This window comes from Enterobacter sp. SORGH_AS_0287, assembly GCF_031453695.1.
Taxonomy (GTDB): domain Bacteria; phylum Pseudomonadota; class Gammaproteobacteria; order Enterobacterales; family Enterobacteriaceae; genus Enterobacter; species Enterobacter ludwigii.
Genome location: NZ_JAVIZW010000001.1, coordinates 134,331 through 154,319, shown reverse-complemented (window position 1 = coordinate 154,319; position 19,989 = coordinate 134,331). Strand labels below are relative to the sequence as shown.

The window sequence follows — 19,989 nt, the reverse complement described above, 5'->3', positions numbered from 1 at the left end:
CCTGAAGCACACCCTGGTGTGCCGCCTAGTATCGCCGCAGGCAGCCACATAAACTTTGAAGGCTGCCAAACTCTCACCATTGCAGAATAAAAATTGTTATCAATTTATAACAACCATGTTACCCGTCTCAGAAAGCAATGCCTCCCCCGTCTGCTATGCTTTTTTGTTAAGTCCATCATGATTTTCGCAGAAGTGTGAACTAACGCACTCGAGTAACTCTTTTATTTCCAAGGAGTAATTATTTATGAACCAACTAGACGGCATCAAACAATTCACTACCGTGGTCGCCGACAGCGGTGATATCGAGTCGATTCGCCACTATCAGCCCGAAGATGCGACCACTAACCCTTCGCTGCTGCTCAAAGCGGCCGGTCTTGCTCATTTTAGTCATCTGATTGATGACGCTATCGACTACGGTAAACAGCGCGGTAAAACACAGGAGCAGCAGGTCGCCGAAGCGAGCGACAAGCTGGCCGTTAATTTCGGTGCGGAAATTCTGAAAAGCATCCCGGGACGCGTCTCTACCGAAGTGGACGCCCGCCTCTCCTTCGACCAGGAGAAGAGCATCACGAAAGCCCGCCGCCTGGTTGAGCTCTACCAGGAGCAGGGCATCGATAAATCGCGCATTCTGATTAAGCTGGCCTCAACCTGGGAAGGGATCCGCGCGGCGGAAGTTCTGGAAAAAGAGGGGATCCATTGCAACCTGACGTTGCTGTTCTCCTTTGCGCAGGCGCGCGCCTGTGCCGAAGCCGGCGTCTTCCTGGTGTCTCCGTTCGTCGGGCGAATCTATGACTGGTATCAGGCTAAACAGCCGATGGATCCGTACGTGGTGGATGAGGACCCGGGCGTGAAATCGGTGCGTAATATCTACGACTATTACAAACAGCACCGCTACGAAACCATCGTGATGGGCGCCAGCTTCCGCCGTACCGAGCAGATCCTCGCCCTGGCAGGCTGTGACCGCCTGACCATCTCCCCTAACCTGCTTAAAGAGCTGCAGGACAAAGAGGAGACGGTTATCCGCAAACTGGTGCCCACATCAACCGTTCTCCCCAAACCTAAAGCCATGACCGAAGCGGAATTCCGCTGGGAGCACAATCAGGACGCAATGGCCGTCGAAAAACTGGCGGAAGGCATCCGCCTGTTCGCCGTCGACCAGCGCAAACTTGAAGATCTTCTTGCCGCCAAACTTTAACCTTGCCACGGAGTGAATTATGTCCCGTAAAGAGCTAGCCAATGCCATTCGCGCCCTCAGTATGGATGCCGTGCAGAAGGCCAATTCCGGCCACCCTGGCGCCCCCATGGGCATGGCTGACATTGCCGAAGTGCTGTGGAATGATTTCCTGAAGCACAACCCGAACGACCCCAGCTGGTACGATCGTGACCGTTTTATTCTCTCTAACGGCCACGCCTCCATGCTGCTCTACAGCCTGCTGCACCTTTCCGGCTACGACCTGCCGCTATCCGAGTTAAAAAACTTCCGCCAGCTGCACTCAAAAACGCCGGGCCACCCGGAGATAGGCTATACGCCGGGTGTGGAGACCACCACCGGGCCGCTCGGCCAGGGGTTAGCCAACGCGGTCGGGCTGGCGATTGCCGAACGCACGCTGGCGGCGCAGTTTAACCAGCCAGACCACGAGATTGTCGATCACTACACTTATGTGTTTATGGGCGACGGCTGTCTAATGGAAGGGATTTCTCACGAAGTCTGTTCGCTGGCGGGCACGCTGGGGCTGGGCAAGCTGATCGGATTTTACGATCACAACGGTATCTCCATCGACGGGGAGACCAAAGGCTGGTTTACCGACGACACGGCAAAACGGTTTGAGGCCTACCACTGGCACGTAGTGCATGAAATTGACGGCCACGACCCAGAAGCGGTGAAAAAAGCGATTCAGGAAGCGCAAAGCGTGAAGGACAAACCGTCCCTGATCATCTGTCGCACCACCATCGGTTTCGGCTCACCGAACAAAGCGGGTAAAGAGGAAGCCCACGGCGCGGCGCTGGGTGAAGAAGAAGTGGCGCTGACCCGGCAGAAACTGGGCTGGAAATACCCACCGTTTGAGATCCCGAAAGAGATCTACCGAGAGTGGGACGCCCGCGAAGAGGGTGAAAAAGCACAGCACGCGTGGAATGAAAAATTTGCCGCCTATCAAAAAGCCCACCCGGAACTGGCCGCTGAATTCTCACGCCGCATGAGCGGTGGCCTGCCGGAGGACTGGGAAGTGAAAACCCAGGCGCTGATTGAAAATCTGCAGTCTAACCCGGCGAAAATTGCCACCCGTAAGGCCTCGCAAAACACGCTGAACGCCATCGGCCCCCTCCTGCCCGAACTGCTGGGCGGCTCCGCGGATCTGGCTCCAAGTAACCTGACCATCTGGTCTGGCTCAAAATCGCTGAAAGAGGATATTGCCGGGAACTATATCCACTACGGGGTGCGTGAGTTCGGGATGACCGCCATTGCCAATGGCATCGCCCATCACGGCGGGTTTGTGCCCTACACTGCTACCTTCCTGATGTTCGTTGAGTATGCCCGTAACGCGGCGCGTATGGCGGCATTAATGAAAGCGCGGCAGATCATGGTCTACACCCACGATTCGATTGGTCTGGGTGAAGACGGTCCCACGCACCAGGCCGTTGAGCAGCTGGCGAGCCTGCGTTTGACGCCAAACTTCAGCACCTGGCGTCCGTGCGATCAGGTCGAAGCGGCGGTTGGCTGGAAGCTGGCGGTTGAGCGCCACACGGGGCCAACGGCATTAATTCTGTCGCGGCAAAACCTGGCCCAGATTGAACGCACGCCGGAGCAGGTAAAAAATATCGCCCGCGGCGGGTACATCCTGAAAGACAGCGGCGGCAAACCGGATGTCATCCTGATTGCTACCGGTTCTGAGGTGGAAATTACCGTGAAGGCCGCGGAAAAACTGACCGCCGAAGGTCATGCGGTACGCGTGGTATCCCTGCCGTCCACCGACATTTTTGATGCTCAGGATGAGGCCTACCGTGAATCGGTCCTGCCCTCTAACGTCGCAGCCCGTGTGGCCGTCGAGGCGGGTATCGCCGACTACTGGTACAAATATGTCGGGCTGAAAGGTGCTATCGTCGGGATGCGTGGGTACGGCGAGTCGGCGCCTGCCGACAAGCTGTTCCCGTATTTTGGCTTTACCGTTGAGAATGTGGTTGAGAAGGCGCTGAGCGTAATTTAGCGCGTGATCCACAACGTGGGCCAGGCATCTGGCCCATTCCAGTTATCGCAGCTGGGCTCTTCTGCATAACGCACCAGGCGGAAACGCTGGCCGTCAAAACGCCAGCGCGTCTGGACCCCACAATCGCCAATACCGCGCCCCAGCGCGAGCGTAGTCAGCTCGCGCGTTTTCTCATCAAAGCGGGCATTCATCAATTCGATTTCACTGCTATCGTCTGCAGGGGTGAAAGGCAGACGCAGCCTTACACTGCGGGAAGAAAACGGCTTTTTGCGCGATACCAGCCAGGCCAGATCGACCGTGTTATACGCCCCTGCCTCACAGCTAATAATCAGCAATGCTTTTTCATCGGTTAACGCGGTAACGCGCACTTCACGGCGGTTAGGATCGAGCGAGCACTGGCTGTTGTTCATCCGCCAGGTGCCATAATCCAGCAGGTCGTTCAATTCGGCGTGGGAGAGCGGCGTCGGCGTCGGATTGACTACCGCCACCTTTTTTAAGGCGGGTGCAGGCGGCACGCTTAACGGCGGATCGTCACCTTTTTTAATCCAGGCCGTTTCACTCCCGACACGTTTCTGCTGCGCGTCAATAAACAACAGCGCGGCTTTCAGGCCGTTCAGAGAGATAACCTGGTCACCGCCGCGCAAGGTCAGGGCTTTTCCTTCCTGGATATTTTTCAGAAACGCCGTGATGGTGGCGGCATCATCACTTTTCAGATGCCACGGGGTTAACTGCCAGTGCTGCCGATCCAGCTTGAGAGGAACCTTATCCAGCAACAACCGCGGCGCAATATCCGCTTCTTTCACGGCAGGGTCAGCAAGGCCGCCGAGATCGATACGCAGCGTAGCGTCGGTTTTCGCGCCGGCACTGCGGCTGAGCGTCATGACCAGCCCCCGGTGTTCACCGGTATTGCGTGCGAGGCAAAAATTCTGGTTATTGCAGGTCACCTGCCAGTCAGAAAATAATTGCTGGGCAGGCGCAGCCCACACCTGCGAGGAGGTGAGCACGCAAAACAGGCAGAGAAGAGAGACGCAATAGCGCATGAATGGCACAATCCCGGAACGAAAACGCTTAACTGGGCTGTATCTTCGTGTTCCCGCCCGGGTTGCTCAATCGGATTTATCGGATAGATTTATCCGAAATACATTCTATCACCGTTCGAAAGAGGCGTTCATCAGCCCGGTCGTTTGAAGATACTGTAGTAATATCACAGCTTTACCATCCCTGATTTCCCCGGCATGCATCATCTCCAGCGCCCGGGAAAACGGCAACTCCAGCACTTCAATATCTTCATCTTCCACGCCACCGCCGCGGTGAGTACGCTGCGCATCGCTGTATTCCGCGATGAAGAAGTGGACGATTTCCGTCACGCCGCCAGGAGACATAAACAGCTCGAAGACCTTTTTGACCTCTCCCACTTCAAAGCCAGTCTCTTCGACGGCCTCTTTGCGGATGCACACTTCCGGCTCGTCGTCATCAAGCAGGCCCGCACAGGTTTCAATCAACCTGCCGTCAGGGTTGCCATTGACCCATGTTGCTACCCTGAACTGACGGATCAGCACCACACTCTGCTTTTCACGGTTATAGAGCAAAATGGTGGCGCCATTGCCGCGGTCATAGACCTCGCGTTTATGGCGGATCACTTCACCGTTATTACGGGTTAAATCGTAAGTGATGTTACGCAGGACAAAGTAGTTTTCAGAAAGGATTTTGTCTTTGATAACGTCAATTTTCAGGGTCATACGGGCTCCACGACACAATGAGTCTTCCTATAGTACGCCGTGAAACCCGCTTTGTCGCCCGCCTGGTTTAGTGCATTTTCGGCACACTGACCTCAAGCCAGTCGAGGATCCCCCGCGCCGCATGACGCCCTTCCGCCATCGCCGTCACCACCAGATCAGCGCCGCGCACCGCATCACCGCCGGCGAAAATTTGCGGGTTAGACGTCTGGTAACGATAGCGGCTTTCCACCGAGGCAATGATTCGCCCCCAGTCATCGGTGTTGACGCCCTGACTCTCCAGCCAGGGCATGGCATGTGGGTTAAAGCCAAAAGCCATAATCACCGCATCGGCCGGCATGACAAACTCGCTGCCCTCCACCGGGACGGGTCGACGACGCCCCTGCGCATCCGGCTCTCCCATCCGGGTGCGCAGCATCCGGATGCCGTTAACCTTGCCGTCAGCAGCAAGGGTCAATTCAACGGGCTGGACGTTAAATTCAAATGCGGCTCCCTCTTCTTTCGCATTCTTCACCTCTTTTTTCGAGCCCGGCATATTGGCTTCATCCCGGCGATAGGCGCAGGTGACTTTTGCCGCGCCGTGACGTAACGCGGTGCGCACGCAGTCCATTGCGGTATCCCCCCCGCCCAGCACCACCACGTTGAGCCCACGGGTGTCGATAAACGGTTCGTTGGCCGTCGCGTCCAGCCCCATGACGTGGCGCGTGTTCCCCACCAGGAACGGCAACGCATCGTAGACACCCGGCGCATCTTCATGGGGGATGCCCGCTTTCATCGAACGATAGGTTCCCACGCCAATAAACAGGGCGTCGTAATCTGTTTGCAACTGAGACAACGACACATCGCTGCCCACGTCGCAGTTCAGCTCGAAGTGAACCCCCATCGCAGTAAAAATCTCTCTGCGTCGTGCGAGCAGGGATTTATCCAGCTTAAAGGCCGGAATGCCGAATGTCAGCAAGCCGCCGATTTCGGGATGCCTGTCATAGACCGTCACGCTCACCCCGCTGCGCACCAGCACATCCGCGCATGCCAGCCCGGCAGGCCCCGCGCCGATAATCGCGACGCGTTTTCCCACCGAAGAAACGCCAGACATATCCGGTCGCCAGCCCAACGCCAGCGCCTGGTCAGAGATGTAGCGCTCGAGGTTGCCAATGGTCACCGACCCTGACGCATCGCGCGCGGTGCAGGCACCTTCACATAACCTGTCCTGCGGGCAGACCCGGCCGGTAATTTCAGGTAAACAGTTGGTCTGATGAGAAAGTTCGACCGCGCCGAGGATGTCACCGGCGTTAATCCGTTCAATCCACTGCGGAATGTGGTTGTGCAGCGGGCAGGTCCATTCACATATGCTGTGCTCCCCGCATTTCAGGCAGCGCGATGCCTCGCGTCTGGCCTGTTCGGTCCGAAACGGCAGGTATATTTCATTGAAATGGCCAACCCGCTCTTCGGCAGCCAGTTTGTCGGGCTCGCCGCGTGGTGGTGTGTTGTGCATTTGCTGCAGTTTGGTGGGTGCCGTCCCCTCGCTGACTGCCTCACTGTGCCAGGGCTGCGCCTCCAGCCTGGCGGTGCGCTGACGGCGCGATTTTGCCAGGTTATCCAGCACGTCTGGCGTCGCCAGCGTCAGCACATCTGCCGGGCAATTTTCGATACAGGCCGGGCCCTGCGGGCGGGTCAGGCAGAGATCGCATTTATACGCCGAGGCTTTTGCACTGCCGTTGTCGAGTGGCGTAACGATAATCTCCATCGTGCCGAAGGGACAGGCAACCACGCAGGCTTTACAACCGATGCATTTTTGTTGATTCACCTGTACGCTGTCATCGCGTTTGCTGATGGCGCCGTTCGGGCAACTGAGTGCACACGGGGCATTTTCACAGTGGTGACAGGTGACGGGGCTGTTCTGCGCGCCAGAGTTAAGGACCGTAATACGGGGATGGAAATGGCGCTTGCTCAGGACATGTTGCTCATCATTATGCGCCATTACGCAGGCAACTTCGCAGGCGTGGCACCCAATACATTGCTGGCTGTTAGCCATAATAAAACGATTCATAACGACACCTGTTTTTGGTTCAATAACCTTATTCTTTGTATGAATATGGTATTTACTCATCACAGCGTCGTCAGGCAATGTTCAATTACCCGGAATGCCAAACTATTTCCAGTGAACCTGTGGCAGATCAATTTTATTCAGGAAGCCGTTCTGTGACCGTTAAACGCCCTGTTTCCGCAAGCCTGGCCTGGGCTTTCTTTTCGATGATTGTGTTATCCGTTCTGACCAGCACCGTCGCGCTGCTGACGCTTGCCAGCAGCCAGCGTGACGCCGAAGCCATCAATATTGCGGGTTCACTGCGTATGCAGAGTTACCGGCTGGGCTATGAGATGCAGCGCAATAGCCCTTCCCTGACACAGCATCGCCAACACTGGCAACACACCCTGAGCGCACCTGCACTCCAAAAGCTGAACCGCTGGTACGTGCCGGACGATGTCAAACAGCGCTACCAGCAGCTGCATCTGGCCTGGCAGGAGATGGATACGCACATCGCCCGCGGCGATCTCGCGTGGTATCAAACCCATATCGAAGATTTTGTTGGCCGTATTGATGCCTTTGTGCTCGCCCTTCAGCACTATACCGAACATAAAATTCAGACGGTGACCCTGCTCTCTCTGGCTGGCGCGCTGGGGATCCTGCTGCTGACGGTGTTTACCCTGCGACGCATCCGTCGCCAGGTGGTCTTGCCGCTCAACAATCTGGTCGCCGCAAGCGAACGCGTTGAACGGGGACAATTTGATACCCCGGCACCGGATACCGCTTTGCCGAATGAACTCGGTCAGCTGTCCCGCGCCTTTAACCATATGTCGGCGGAGTTACACACCCTCTATCGCTCGCTTGAAGATTCGGTTGCGGAAAAGACCCGGCACCTGAACGAGGCGCATCAGCAGCTCGAAATGCTGTTCAAATGTTCGCAGGCGCTCAACACCGGACAGATAGACAGTCACTGTTTCCGGCATATATTGCAAATCGTCCATGAATACACCCGGATGAATTATCTGGAGTTACGGACCAGCGACGACTGGCGTCTGTGTGAAGGGAGTGAGGCAGCCGACATGCCGCTGCAAAACCTGCCGGTGCTGATGCAGGACACGCTCTACGGCGAGCTGCGCTGGCAGAGCGAGACGGACAGCGTCCCGCTTCCGCTGATGAGAAGCGTGGCGACAATGCTCGGGCGCGGGCTTTACTTCAACCAGGCGCAAAAGCATTACCAGCAGTTGCTGCTGATGGAGGAGCGCGCGACGATTGCCCGCGAACTGCATGATTCCCTCGCGCAGGTGTTGTCGTATCTGCGGATCCAGCTTGCGCTGCTTAAGCGTGCCGTACCGCAAGAGAATGCCCCGGCGCAAACCATCATCACCGACTTCTCCCGCGAGCTTAACAATGCCTGGCATCAGCTTCGCGAGCTGCTCACCACCTTCCGCCTGACGCTCAACCACGCTAACCTGCCGGCAGCCCTTCAGGAGTCACTCGACGGCCTGCAGAGCCAGACGCAGGCAAAGCTGCATCTTGACTGTCGCCTCTCCTCGCTGGCCCTTGACGCACAAAAGCAGGTGCATCTGCTGCAGATCGTGCGTGAAGCGGTGTTGAACGCAATCAAGCACGCGCAGGCCAGCGAGATCACCGTAAGCTGTATCACCGCCGTGGACGGCACGCACAGCGTGAGCATTCGCGACAATGGCATCGGGATTGGCGAAGCCAGCGAGCCGCCGGGACATTACGGGCTGAATATAATGCGTGAACGCGCGGAACGGCTCGGCGGTACCCTGCACTTTTCGCAGCCACAAAATGGGGGAACGCAGGTGAGCGTGACATTCCCTTCGTCGCTGGCGTTAACAGGTAAATAACCGTAAAGGGGGCAGCGCAGAGAAACGCGCATGATAATTTACATTATCTCCTTTATTTCTCCACGTTTGGTCTTCGTCTTGCCGCTAAAGTGGTACGGGCAATAAACAATAATGACGTGCAGCAAAACGAGGTCAATTTTTCATGGCGAATTTTTTCATCGATCGCCCCATTTTTGCCTGGGTACTTGCCATTCTGTTGTGTCTGACAGGTGTCCTGGCCATTACTTCACTTCCCGTTGAGCAATACCCCGATCTGGCACCCCCTAACGTGCGTGTCACAGCAAACTATCCCGGCGCCTCGGCACAGACGCTGGAAAATACCGTGACGCAGGTTATCGAGCAGAACATGACGGGTCTGGATAACCTGATGTACATGTCCTCACAAAGCAGTGCCACGGGCCAGGCGACGGTGACCCTGAGCTTTACGGCCGGGACTGACCCGGATGAAGCGGTGCAGCAGGTACAAAACCAGCTGCAGTCAGCCATGCGAAAACTGCCGCAGGCAGTGCAAAATCAGGGCGTTACCGTACGTAAAACGGGGGATACCAATATTTTGACCATCGCGTTTGTCTCCACCGATGGTTCCATGGATAAGCAGGATATTGCGGACTACGTTGCCAGTAACATTCAGGACCCGCTCAGCCGTATTAACGGTGTAGGGGATATCGACGCCTACGGGTCACAATATTCAATGCGCATCTGGCTCGATCCTGACAAGCTGAACAGCTTCCAGATGACGGCGACTGACGTGACGGACGCCATCAAATCGCAGAACGCCCAGATTGCCGTAGGGCAGCTGGGAGGAACGCCTTCCGTCGAAAAACAAGCCCTGAATGCCACCATTAACTCGCAATCGTTGCTTCAGACTCCGGACCAGTTCCGCAACATCACCCTGCGCGTGAATCAGGACGGTTCAGAAGTGCGGCTGGGCGATGTCGCCACGGTGGAAATGGGCGCGGAAAAGTACGACTACCTGAGCCGCTTTAACGGTAATCCCGCCTCCGGCCTGGGGATTAAACTGGCCTCCGGCGCAAATGAAATGGCGACGGCGAAACTGGTGTTAGACCGCCTGGACGAGCTGTCGAACTATTTCCCTCACGGCCTTGAATACAAAGTCGCCTACGAAACCACCTCCTTCGTTAAAGCGTCGATTGAGGATGTGGTGAAGACCCTGCTGGAAGCCATCGCGCTGGTCTTCCTGGTCATGTACCTGTTCCTGCAAAACTTCCGGGCGACGCTGATCCCGACCATAGCCGTCCCCGTGGTCCTGCTGGGCACCTTCGCGGTGCTTTACGCGTTTGGCTACAGCATCAACACGCTGACGATGTTTGCAATGGTGCTGGCAATTGGCCTTCTGGTGGATGACGCCATCGTGGTGGTTGAAAACGTCGAGCGCATCATGAGCGAGGAAGGCCTTTCCCCGCGCCAGGCCACGCGTAAATCGATGGGGCAAATACAGGGCGCGTTAGTCGGCATCGCCATGGTGCTTTCGGCGGTCTTTATCCCGATGGCCTTCTTTGGCGGCACAACCGGCGCCATTTACCGCCAGTTCTCGATAACCATCGTCTCGGCAATGGTGCTTTCGGTACTGGTGGCGCTGATCCTGACCCCTGCGCTCTGCTCTACCCTTCTTAAGCCTTTGCACAAAGGCGAGCAGCATGGTCAGAAAGGGTTCTTCGGCTGGTTTAACCGCATGTTTAACCGCAATGCCGCGCGTTATGAATCCGCTGTCGGTAAAGTGTTGCACCGCAGCCTGCGCTGGATGCTGATTTACGTAGTGCTGCTGGGTGGAATGGTCTGGCTATTCCTGCATCTGCCTACCTCGTTCCTGCCAATGGAGGACCGGGGAATGTTCACCACCTCCGTGCAACTTCCGAGCGGCGCGACGCAGCAGCAGACGCTGAAAGTGGTCGAAAAAGTCGAACAGTACTTCTTTACCCAGGAGAAAGATAATGTGGTGTCGGTCTTCTCCACCGTGGGCTCTGGCCCGGGCGGTAACGGGCAGAACGTCGCCCGTATGTTTGTACGCCTGAAGGACTGGGACGAGCGCGACACAAAAACGGGGACCGCGTCGGCCATCATTGAACGTGCAACCCACGCTTTTACGAAGATCAACGAAGCGCGCGTCTTTGCCAGCAGCCCACCGGCCATTAGCGGGCTGGGCAGTTCTGCCGGGTTTGACATGGAGCTGCAGGATCACGCCGGTGCAGGCCACACGGCGCTGATGGCGGCGCGCGATAAGCTGTTAGCGCTGGCGGGCAAAGACGCTGACCTGACCCGCGTTCGTCATAACGGCCTGGATGACAGCCCGCAGCTGCAGGTGGATATTGATCAGCGTAAGGCGCAGGCTCTGGGTGTTTCCATCGACGACATTAACGACACCCTGCAGACGGCCTGGGGCTCAAGCTATGTGAATGACTTTATGGATCGTGGGCGTGTGAAAAAAGTGTATGTCCAGTCCGCCGCGCCGTTCCGTATGTTGCCGAATGATATTAACCGCTGGTTTGTTCGTAATAACGCAGGCGGGATGGTGCCGTTCTCGGCGTTCGCCTCGTCGCACTGGGAGAGTGGTTCGCCGCGTCTGGAACGCTATAACGGCTATTCGGCGGTAGAAATCGTCGGTGAAGCCGCGCCGGGCATCAGTACCGGTACCGCCATGGACACCATGGAGAAACTGGTGCAACAGCTGCCTGCCGGATTTGGGCTGGAGTGGACGGCGATGTCTTATCAGGAGCGGCTCTCCGGGGCACAGGCGCCTGCGCTTTACGCGCTTTCCCTGCTGGTGGTCTTCCTCTGTCTTGCCGCGCTGTATGAAAGCTGGTCCGTTCCGTTCTCGGTCATGCTGGTGGTGCCGCTTGGCGTCATCGGTGCGCTGCTGGCGACCTGGATGCGCGGTCTGGAGAATGATGTTTACTTCCAGGTAGGGCTGCTCACCGTGATCGGCCTGTCGGCGAAAAACGCGATCCTGATTGTTGAGTTTGCCAACGAGATGAATGCCAAAGGCCACGAGCTGATGGCGGCCACACTGCACGCCTGCCGTCAGCGCTTGCGTCCGATCCTGATGACGTCGCTGGCATTTGTCTTTGGGGTATTACCGATGGCAACCAGCACCGGTGCGGGCTCCAGCAGCCAGCATGCGGTAGGTACAGGGGTGATGGGGGGCATGATTTCGGCAACCGTCCTGGCCATTTATTTTGTGCCCCTGTTCTTTGTGCTGGTGCGTCGCCGCTTCCCGCTGAAGGAACGTCCTGAATAACAGTACGTAATAAAAAAGGCGGCTCTCAGGGCCGCCTTTTAGGGTGTGTGATTAATTCACACTATGGTTATTTTACTTATTTAAGTGCTCTTGCAATTCTTACTGAATGTCATTTACGAAGCATGCCTTCGATAAAATCTTTCCAGTTCCCCAGTTCACGTTCAATCATAACTACCTCTCTTATTATTATGCGCATTCTACGAAAACGTATCATCATTGTGAAGACCGTCTAACCTATCGCTGTGATTGTACCCCGCTACTGTCAGGGATTTATGATAAATATGAACGCAGGGCCTTAAATTTTGTGTGACGCTCAGCAATATTTTGAAATAACCATACAGGCAGGTGAGATTTAAATTACCGCCTGAGTTCATTAGCATTTTCGGTCTTATGGACATCTATGCTTAAATGATGAAAGAATATTCAGCGTACAGTTGTGAGTTGAATTAAGAAGAAGTGTAAATCAAGACAATTCCTGAATGTGTTATATTCCACTTAAGGATATATCTTCGAAATTACTGAACATTTAATCATCATAAGAACAAAAGGATTCACCATGGTTGTGATGTACGGCATTAAAAATTGCGACACCATCAAAAAAGCACGCCGCTGGCTGGAAGCGAACAACGTGGAGTACTGTTTCCATGACTATCGCGTTGACGGGCTTGATGCAGAATTTCTGCATACCGCTATCAAGGAACTGGGTTGGGAGGCGCTGCTGAATACCCGTGGTACCACCTGGCGTAAACTGGATGAAGCCGTCCGGGCTGGCATCAACGACGCCGACAGTGCCGCCAAACTGATGCTCGAAATGCCGGCAATCATCAAACGCCCATTGCTCTGCGCGCCCGGGCAGCCTATGCTGCTGGGTTTCAGTGAAACCCTTTATTCCGACTTTTTTCGTTGAGGTGTAGTTTATGTCATGCCCGGTCATTGAGCTGACTCAGCAGCTTATTCGCCGTCCCTCCCTTAGCCCGGACGACGCAGGTTGTCAGGCATTAATGATTGAGCGCCTGCGTGCCATCGGTTTCACCGTTGAACGCATGGACGTTGGCGACACCCAGAACTTCTGGGCGTGGCGCGGTCAGGGCGAAACGCTGGCCTTTGCCGGACATACCGACGTCGTTCCCGCAGGTGATGCGGATCGCTGGATCAACCCGCCGTTTGAACCGACCATCCGCGATGGCATGTTGTTCGGGCGCGGTGCGGCAGACATGAAAGGCTCGCTGGCGGCGATGGTCGTGGCGGCAGAGCGCTTCGTTGCCCAACATCCGAACCACAGAAACCGCCTCGCGTTTCTGATCACCTCTGACGAAGAAGCCAGCGCCCACAACGGCACCGTGAAGGTCGTTGAGGCGCTGATGGCCCGCAATGAGCGTCTCGACTACTGCCTGGTCGGCGAGCCGTCCAGTACGGAAGTGGTGGGAGACGTCGTCAAAAATGGTCGCCGTGGTTCGCTGACCTGCAATTTGACCCTTCATGGCGTTCAGGGGCACGTTGCCTATCCACACCTGGCCGATAACCCGGTCCATCGCGCGGCACCGATGCTGAACGAACTGGTGACCATCGAGTGGGATAAAGGCAATGAGTTCTTCCCGCCGACCAGCATGCAGATTGCAAACCTGAAGGCCGGTACCGGCAGCAACAACGTGATCCCGGGTGATTTCTTTGTCCAGTTTAACTTCCGCTTCAGCACTGAACTGACCGATGAGATGATCAAAGCGCGCGTTATCGCGCTGCTGGAAAAATACAATCTGCGTTACACCGTGGACTGGTGGCTTTCCGGCCAGCCGTTCCTGACCCAGCGCGGCAAACTGGTGGATGCGGTAGTGAACGCCATCGAGCACTATAATGAAATTAAGCCACAACTGCTGACGACAGGTGGCACCTCAGACGGACGCTTTATTGCCCGGATGGGGGCCCAGGTTGTCGAACTGGGGCCGGTGAACGCAACCATTCATAAAATAAATGAATGTGTGAATGCTGCTGATTTGCAGCTGCTGGCCCGTATGTATCAACGAATTATGGAGCAACTCGTCGCCTGACGAACGCTCTGAGAGGAATAGCGAATGGACTGGCTTTCAAAGTACTGGTGGATTCTGGTGTTAGTGTTTCTGGTCGGCGTGTTACTTAACGTCATTAAAGATCTTAAGCGCGTTGATCACAAAAAGTTTCTCGCCAACAAACCGGATCTTCCACCGCATCGTGATTTTAACGATAAGTGGGACGATGATGACGACTGGCCGAAGAAAGACCAGAAGAAGTGATTCTCTGTCCCCTCTCCTGTGGGAGAGGGGGCTACATCACATAAACTCGACGATATCATCGTCATTTGGCTTGCCGCCGCTGAGCGCTTCATCAAAGTAGTGCTTCGGTACGGTATAACGCAGATGATCGAGCGCAAACTGCATGCTGCGGTCATCAATCGCGTGCCCCAGATCGTCTACAATATCCAGCGTCACATCCCCGCCTTCGCGGATCAGTGCTTCCTGCGCGGCAACTGCATGCGAAAGTTCAATCACGCGGTCTTCACCACCGTGGATTAGATGGATCGTGGTCTGCGTCGTCGCGCGTTGCGGTAACGTCGCAAAGCGACCGTTAAAAGCAATCACACGCGACACCAGGCCTGGCTGCGCTTTTACGCTCTCCAGGGACATGATAGACCCCTGCGAAAAGCCAATCAGCGCGGTCGCATCGGCACCAACGCCGCTCTGTTGCTGCCAGTAACGCACGGTGTCGATAAAGACAGGCATGACGGCGTCAATACGTGCCTGACGGTTCTCTTCCGTAACGCCCTGAACGGAGAACCACTGCCGTCCGTTCGGACCACACGGCTCCACCCCGCCAATGCTGACAATCAGCGCCTGCGGAAATATCGGGGCAAACCAGCTGCCAATCTGGCCCATATTGACGGCGTTATCGCCAACACCATGAAACAGAAGCAGTAACTGTTTAGCCGGTTTATCAGGGCTTTGAACAACAAAATGATCGTGTTTCATGGCGGTCTCCTTATTTGATGGCCTGGATTCTACGCCTCTCAGGAGGAATGACCATGCCACTTTACTGAAGAAGTCATTGAAAAAATTGCCATTGCAAAATGTCGTCTTTCAGCTGCTGACAGCGTGCAGATTCAAGGCTTTCAAGCGCTTGCGCCGTTTCACTGCGAAGCCTGGCCAGTAACGCTTTTCGCCCCGAAAGAAGCAGTTCAGCGCTGAGCCGGGCGTCATCACTTCTCGCCTCCACTTTCCCGCGCAGGGCGGGCAGCGGCATGTCCACGCTTAGCAGCAACCGTGTTAACGCCGCGACGGAGGTAGAAAACGCGCGGTGGGCAAAGGCAAACCCCGCCAGCTCCAGCCAGTCGTCACTATTAAGGGTAGCCTCCCAGCCATCGTCCACCGGGATCTTTTCACCGTTCAGGGCCGATAACACGCGCGCATCGCGGCGCAGTCGCTGATGCGCCTGCTCACACAGCTGTCGCCCCGCGTCGCTGAGCGGCAGCAAGGCCATTGCGGTATAACAGCCGCTGCTGGCTTCGCGATGGCTGCCCATGCGCACCAGCACAAAGCCGCATCGCTGCCAGAAACGCCACAGTTCATCGGTATAGCCAAAGCTCACCGACAGGTAATCCTCGCCGCTTGCGTTGCGGATCAGTGCCTGTCCGATGCCTTCCCGTTGACGACGAGGATGTACCGCTATTCGGGTCACCCGTCGGCCTTTGAGCGTTGCCGCCAGCGGGGAGCCGCCATGCGCGGCAAGGGACTGCGCCACCAGGTTCCCGCGAGGGCGGCGGAACCCCGCCCAGACGGCACGGCTGAGCTGCGCCGTTAATCCCCCCTCTTCCACCAGCCAGAGCGCCCCGGCAATGACAGAGTCCGTTTGGGCGACGGCGAAGTGCTGGCCGGGCGCGTCCATCATGCGGCGTAAATCAAGCGGTGAGGTGCGGTAATGTGCCGCACAAAGCAGCTCATACACACTCGCCGCCAGCGCCGGGTTGCTCGCCCATGCATCCGGGGCCAGAGAGGTCAACTGTATGGCGCCTGTTGGGCTGCGATCGATAAGCGTATCGTCAAACAGCAGTGCGCTGGCAACGACCCGCTCAAGAGGACATCCTGCAGCCCAGCGTACCGGGGTTGATAAGGTATACCGCTGCAACCCGCTGAACCGGCTACAGAACTTAAGCAGAAAGCCTCTTCCTGTTCCTTCGTAACCCTGCACCGTTGTGGTCAGCAGGACGCGCGGGAAACGGTCGACCAGCTTTTCAAGCAGCGGTCCGGGGATGGCAGCGGCTTCGTCAACAATTAGCCAGTCGGCCTGCTCTTCAGAGGCCAGCAGCGCGTCCGGGGCCATAAAGTGAAAACGTTCGCCGGCAAAACGGGCGATAACCTCCGTCGCCCCTTTTGATGGCGCGGTGACAATGGCACTGCCCTGCGTGCTGCTCAGCAGCATGCCCGCCAGCGCAGACTTTCCGCGTCCGCGCGGGGCCGTAACGGCCACAACGCCGCGTTTCATGGCCAGGAGTGCTGCCAGGATCTCAGCCTGCTCGCGCTGCGGCGCACCGCTGGCAGGCTGCCAGTCAGGGGCGTCGGATCGTGCGGGAAGCGATAAAGGCTGGTGCTGAAGCCAGACTATCGCCTCAGGATCCTCGGCAATCGTCCGGCAAAAGTGGTGAATAAAATTTGGCGTGGCGATGGGTTCGGCGCTGTCACTCCAGCGCAGGGAATCGCTGTCAGGTTGTTCCGCCCACACGTCAGGGGGCGGTACCAGCAGCACCAGAAGGCTACCGGCACGCAGCGTCCCGCTCAGGGCCGCAAAGGCTGAGACGTCAAACCCGGCGCGGGCATCAAAAATTGCGTGCCGGAACTCGCGTCCCAGCAGCCCGCTGATGGCTCTGGACACGTTATCCGCCAGCCACAGCCAGTCTCCGGGCAAGGCATCACGCAGGGCTGATGCCTGCGTGAATGTCCACTGCTCATCGCCGCTGAGCACCACCAGCCGACGATGACCTTTGTGCTCAAGCTCGCGAATCAGATGTTCAAACGCCACCATTACATGGCTTTGCCGAAGGTATTACACTGCGCCGGGTCACCGCTGTCGAAACCGCGTTTGAACCAGCTGTATCGTTGTTGTGATGTGCCGTGAGTAAAGCTGTCGGGGACGACGCGGCCCTGGCTCTGCTGCTGAAGACGATCGTCACCGATAGCCTGCGCGGCATTGAGCGCCTCTTCCAGGTCACCGGATTCCAGCACGCCCTGCTGCTGCATGTTGTGCCCCCAGACGCCCGCGAAGCAGTCCGCCTGCAGTTCCATGCGTACGGAAAGACGGTTTACCTCAGCCTGAGAGGCGTTTTGCTGAAGCTGGCGTACTTTGGGTTCTATCCCCAGCAGTTTTTGCACATGGTGCCCGACTTCATGCGCAATGACGTAGCCCTGGGCAAAATCGCCGTCAGCGCCAAGCTTGCGTTTCATGTCATCATAGAAAGAGAGATCGATATAGACGGTGCTGTCTGCCGGACAGTAGAACGGCCCCATCACCGACTGTCCGGTGCCGCATCCGGTACGGGTTGCGCCACGGTACATCACCAGCTTGGGTTGCTGATAGGTACGCCCCATTTTCTCGAACAGCTGACCCCAGGTTTCTTCTGTGGTGGCGAGAATAACGGAGGTAAATTTGGCCGCTTCATCCTCGTTCGGGCTGATTGAGCGCTCAGAATGCTGCTGTTGCTGCAGAGGCTGGCCGGTCATTAAACCGGTCAGATCGACACCGTAGTACCCCGCGACCAGCACCACAATCAGCAGAATAATACCGCCCTTTCCGCTGGGTAACCGGAAGCCAGGCCCACCCATTGAAGGACCGCCGCCGCTATCGCTGCGCCTGTCTTCTACATTGTCACTTTCACGACGCCCTTGCCAGCGCATAACCACCTCGAACTATTCCATTAATAATAGCTATGATCGTAGGCGGTTAACGGCAAGATTACCATAGGAAACAAGGGTAAGACGCCAAAGGATATACATATCCTTTGGCGATGAGGGAGTTAGTCGAGCTTAACGCCTAAACGGTGAGCAACCGCTTCGTACGCTTCAATCAGGCCACCCAGGCTCTGACGGAAACGGTCTTTGTCCATTTTATCCAGCGTTTCTTTATCCCACAGACGGCTGCCGTCCGGAGAGAACTCATCACCCAGAACCACTTCGCCTTTGAACAGGCCGAACTCCAGTTTGAAGTCGACGAGGATCAGACCCGCGTCATCAAACAGTTTTTTCAGCACGTCGTTGGCTTTGTAGGTCAGTTCTTTCATGCGCGCCAGGTTCTCTTTATTCACCCAGCCGAAGGTTTCGCAATAAGAATCATTGACCATCGGATCGTGCATGGCATCGTTTTTCAGGAACAGGTCAAAAAGCGGTGGATTCAGCTCAATACCTTCTTCAATACCAAGACGCTTCACCAGGGAGCCTGCTGCGCGGTTACGAATGACGCACTCAACCGGAACCATATCCAGTTTTTTCACCAGACATTCCGTATCGGACAACAGCGCTTCCATTTGGGTCGGGATACCCGCTTCGGCCAGTTTGGTCATAATGAAGTGGTTGAACTTGTTGTTCACCATGCCTTTACGATCGAACTGCTCAATGCGTGCGCCATCCCCTGCTGACGTATCATTGCGGAACTCGAGCACCAACAGATCCGGGTTTTCCGTGCTGTATACGGTCTTCGCTTTGCCACGATACAACTCAGCTTGCTTCTGCATCTTCATTACTCCTGGTGTGATGATTGGTGTTCAAAACTGGGGATATTATGCCACGCACACGTTTGCGTAGCACGAAAATAAAAAGGGCTGGATTAACCAGCCCTCGTATTTATTTGCTGAATGCAGCCTGGAAGACGGCCACCAGCGCATCGTTCTGCGACTGGGTCAGCGTGTGGCCTTTCGGATCGATAAACTGCAGACTGCTGCGGTTATCGAGGTCACCTACCTGAATCTTGTAGTCGCCGGAAGCCAGCTGTGGATCGGTGGCGCCCAGTTCCTGCCATGCACTGTCAGACAGCGGCTTATAGGTTGCCGTCATGCTACCGGTTGAACGGGTGCTGTCGGTCACTTTCATGCCCACTTTTTCCAGCGTCGCTGGCAGGCGCTGCCAGGTCTGGTTAAACGGTGCACGCACAACCAGCATTGGCAGACCGGTGTCATCCGCACCGCTCTGAACGTCAAACGTCGCGCCGTTGCGTGTGCGGCTCTGCGCTGCGTTAGCGGCGTCGCTGGCGTTCTTATCCAGACCCGCGGCAATCACGTTCAGCATTTCAGTGCTGTAACGCTGCATTGATGCGGCATCCGCAACCGGTTTACCCGCCTGCTCCAGGTTCAACAGCTTAACGGTAACCGCCTGCTGATAACCCTGAGGTTTAACGGAGACTTGATAACGCCCACGGTACTGCTGATCTTCGTCCAGACGGTTCCACTCGATCCAGTCGGTGGTCAAGGTCTGGCTGGCATCATCGCGTTTATCGATGGTGTAGTTCTTCGCCTGAATGACGCTCACAACCTGCGGCCACAGGGTGGTACCGCGGGCGCTTTCAACCAGCAGCGACGCCGTATCACCGGTGAACTGGGTACGCGCCCCGCTCACCAGCGCCAGAGGCTGTGCTGGCGGACGAATATCGAGCGCTTTACCGACCAGGCCGCTGCCGTTGGTCACGGGAATATTGTAATCGCCGTTCTGAATCGGCAGGATCATACCAGCCGGTGCGTGAAGTTCAGCAAGCGGGGTCGCATCCAGATAGGATTCATCACCGCTCACCTGGCGCTTGTAGCGCGAGTCTGAACTACAGGCAGCGAGCAGCATAACAAGCGAAACACTCGCAACCTTCGCCAGGCGCGACTTCTGTACTGAATAAGCCATCA

The 19,989-nt window shown here is 56.4% G+C and carries 16 protein-coding genes; 7 read left to right on the top strand and 9 right to left on the bottom strand.

What is annotated here, in order from left to right; genetic code table 11:
* Window positions 1-244 precede the first annotated feature (244 nt).
* Both tal and tkt read left to right on the top strand, forming a co-directional pair.
* Complete coding sequence (tal, locus tag QE396_RS00670) at window positions 245-1,195, top strand: transaldolase (protein WP_014171101.1); 951 nt, start codon at window positions 245-247, stop codon at window positions 1,193-1,195.
* Window positions 1,196-1,214: 19 nt separating this feature from the next.
* Complete coding sequence (gene tkt / locus QE396_RS00665; protein ID WP_047366198.1) at window positions 1,215-3,203, top strand: transketolase; 1,989 nt, start codon at window positions 1,215-1,217, stop codon at window positions 3,201-3,203.
* Here the strand turns inward: tkt and QE396_RS00660 are convergent.
* The 3 genes from QE396_RS00660 to aegA all read right to left on the bottom strand — a co-directional run bounded on the left by QE396_RS00660 (window position 3,200) and on the right by aegA (window position 6,986).
* Window positions 3,200-4,243 (bottom strand): DUF1176 domain-containing protein, encoded by a 1,044-nt coding sequence (locus QE396_RS00660; protein ID WP_020883076.1) that lies wholly within the window; start codon window positions 4,241-4,243, stop codon window positions 3,200-3,202. The genes tkt and QE396_RS00660 overlap by 4 nt on opposite strands.
* Before the next feature lie 108 nt (window positions 4,244-4,351).
* Complete coding sequence (gene nudK / locus QE396_RS00655) at window positions 4,352-4,942, bottom strand: GDP-mannose pyrophosphatase NudK (protein ID WP_020883075.1); 591 nt, start codon at window positions 4,940-4,942, stop codon at window positions 4,352-4,354.
* A 67-nt stretch (window positions 4,943-5,009) separates the two neighbouring features.
* Complete coding sequence (gene aegA, locus QE396_RS00650; protein ID WP_047366199.1) at window positions 5,010-6,986, bottom strand: formate-dependent uric acid utilization protein AegA; 1,977 nt, start codon at window positions 6,984-6,986, stop codon at window positions 5,010-5,012.
* Between the two features lie 152 nt (window positions 6,987-7,138).
* On the opposite strand from aegA, the gene narQ reads away from it, so the two are divergent.
* Together narQ and acrD are read left to right on the top strand one after the other, a co-directional pair.
* The gene (narQ, locus tag QE396_RS00645; RefSeq protein WP_020883073.1) at window positions 7,139-8,833 is read left to right on the top strand and encodes a nitrate/nitrite two-component system sensor histidine kinase NarQ; all 1,695 of its coding nucleotides are present in this window, start codon (window positions 7,139-7,141) and stop codon (window positions 8,831-8,833) included.
* Between the two features lie 142 nt (window positions 8,834-8,975).
* Window positions 8,976-12,089 carry a multidrug efflux RND transporter permease AcrD gene (gene acrD / locus QE396_RS00640; protein WP_025203489.1) on the top strand — a complete coding sequence of 1,038 codons (3,114 nt, stop codon included), beginning with the start codon at window positions 8,976-8,978 and terminating at the stop codon, window positions 12,087-12,089.
* Between the two features lie 109 nt (window positions 12,090-12,198).
* Here acrD and ypfM read toward each other — a convergent pair whose 3' ends face one another.
* A complete protein-coding gene (gene ypfM, locus QE396_RS00635) occupies window positions 12,199-12,258 on the bottom strand; it encodes a protein YpfM (RefSeq protein ID WP_015572204.1) in 60 nt (19 codons plus the stop codon).
* A 387-nt stretch (window positions 12,259-12,645) separates the two neighbouring features.
* Between ypfM and QE396_RS00630 the strand changes: the two genes are divergently transcribed.
* Genes QE396_RS00630 through QE396_RS00620 form a run of 3 tightly spaced genes read left to right on the top strand, consistent with a single transcriptional unit; the run spans window position 12,646 to window position 14,356 of the window.
* On the top strand, window positions 12,646-12,996 hold the full coding sequence (locus QE396_RS00630; protein ID WP_020883071.1) for an ArsC family reductase: 351 nt from the start codon (window positions 12,646-12,648) through the stop codon (window positions 12,994-12,996).
* Between the two features lie 10 nt (window positions 12,997-13,006).
* Entirely contained in the window at window positions 13,007-14,134 is a 1,128-nt protein-coding gene (gene dapE, locus QE396_RS00625; protein ID WP_014171110.1) for a succinyl-diaminopimelate desuccinylase, read from the top strand.
* A 24-nt stretch (window positions 14,135-14,158) separates the two neighbouring features.
* Entirely contained in the window at window positions 14,159-14,356 is a 198-nt protein-coding gene (locus tag QE396_RS00620; protein ID WP_014171111.1) for a YpfN family protein, read from the top strand.
* Window positions 14,357-14,392: 36 nt separating this feature from the next.
* On the opposite strand, the gene ypfH is transcribed toward QE396_RS00620, so the two are convergent.
* The 5 genes from ypfH to bamC form a co-directional block, all read right to left on the bottom strand.
* Window positions 14,393-15,088 (bottom strand): esterase, encoded by a 696-nt coding sequence (ypfH, locus tag QE396_RS00615; protein WP_020883070.1) that lies wholly within the window; start codon window positions 15,086-15,088, stop codon window positions 14,393-14,395.
* Between the two features lie 73 nt (window positions 15,089-15,161).
* The gene (locus tag QE396_RS00610) at window positions 15,162-17,135 is read right to left on the bottom strand and encodes a tRNA(Met) cytidine acetyltransferase TmcA (RefSeq protein ID WP_020883069.1); all 1,974 of its coding nucleotides are present in this window, start codon (window positions 17,133-17,135) and stop codon (window positions 15,162-15,164) included.
* The gene (locus tag QE396_RS00605; protein ID WP_020883068.1) at window positions 17,135-18,004 is read right to left on the bottom strand and encodes a neutral zinc metallopeptidase; all 870 of its coding nucleotides are present in this window, start codon (window positions 18,002-18,004) and stop codon (window positions 17,135-17,137) included. The genes QE396_RS00610 and QE396_RS00605 overlap by 1 nt, the downstream gene beginning before the upstream one ends.
* A 119-nt stretch (window positions 18,005-18,123) precedes the next feature.
* Complete coding sequence (purC, locus tag QE396_RS00600; protein ID WP_008501631.1) at window positions 18,124-18,837, bottom strand: phosphoribosylaminoimidazolesuccinocarboxamide synthase; 714 nt, start codon at window positions 18,835-18,837, stop codon at window positions 18,124-18,126.
* 109 nt (window positions 18,838-18,946) lie between these two features.
* Window positions 18,947-19,987 carry an outer membrane protein assembly factor BamC gene (bamC, locus tag QE396_RS00595; RefSeq protein ID WP_309949605.1) on the bottom strand — a complete coding sequence of 347 codons (1,041 nt, stop codon included), beginning with the start codon at window positions 19,985-19,987 and terminating at the stop codon, window positions 18,947-18,949.
* Between the last annotated feature and the right edge of the window lie 2 nt (window positions 19,988-19,989).

Excerpts from the sequence above, each read along its gene's own strand:
- tal (WP_014171101.1), top strand. The coding sequence starts at position 245 with ATGAACCAACTAGACGGCATCAAACAATTCACTACCGTGGTCGCCGAC.
- tkt (WP_047366198.1), top strand. The coding sequence starts at position 1,215 with ATGTCCCGTAAAGAGCTAGCCAATGCCATTCGCGCCCTCAGTATGGAT.
- QE396_RS00660 (WP_020883076.1), bottom strand. The coding sequence starts at position 4,243 with ATGCGCTATTGCGTCTCTCTTCTCTGCCTGTTTTGCGTGCTCACCTCC.
- nudK (WP_020883075.1), bottom strand. The coding sequence starts at position 4,942 with ATGACCCTGAAAATTGACGTTATCAAAGACAAAATCCTTTCTGAAAAC.
- aegA (WP_047366199.1), bottom strand. The coding sequence starts at position 6,986 with ATGAATCGTTTTATTATGGCTAACAGCCAGCAATGTATTGGGTGCCAC.
- acrD (WP_025203489.1), top strand. The coding sequence starts at position 8,976 with ATGGCGAATTTTTTCATCGATCGCCCCATTTTTGCCTGGGTACTTGCC.
- QE396_RS00630 (WP_020883071.1), top strand. The coding sequence starts at position 12,646 with ATGGTTGTGATGTACGGCATTAAAAATTGCGACACCATCAAAAAAGCA.
- dapE (WP_014171110.1), top strand. The coding sequence starts at position 13,007 with ATGTCATGCCCGGTCATTGAGCTGACTCAGCAGCTTATTCGCCGTCCC.
- QE396_RS00620 (WP_014171111.1), top strand. The coding sequence starts at position 14,159 with ATGGACTGGCTTTCAAAGTACTGGTGGATTCTGGTGTTAGTGTTTCTG.
- ypfH (WP_020883070.1), bottom strand. The coding sequence starts at position 15,088 with ATGAAACACGATCATTTTGTTGTTCAAAGCCCTGATAAACCGGCTAAA.
- QE396_RS00610 (WP_020883069.1), bottom strand. The coding sequence starts at position 17,135 with ATGGTGGCGTTTGAACATCTGATTCGCGAGCTTGAGCACAAAGGTCAT.
- QE396_RS00605 (WP_020883068.1), bottom strand. The coding sequence starts at position 18,004 with ATGCGCTGGCAAGGGCGTCGTGAAAGTGACAATGTAGAAGACAGGCGC.
- purC (WP_008501631.1), bottom strand. The coding sequence starts at position 18,837 with ATGCAGAAGCAAGCTGAGTTGTATCGTGGCAAAGCGAAGACCGTATAC.
- bamC (WP_309949605.1), bottom strand. The coding sequence starts at position 19,987 with ATGGCTTATTCAGTACAGAAGTCGCGCCTGGCGAAGGTTGCGAGTGTT.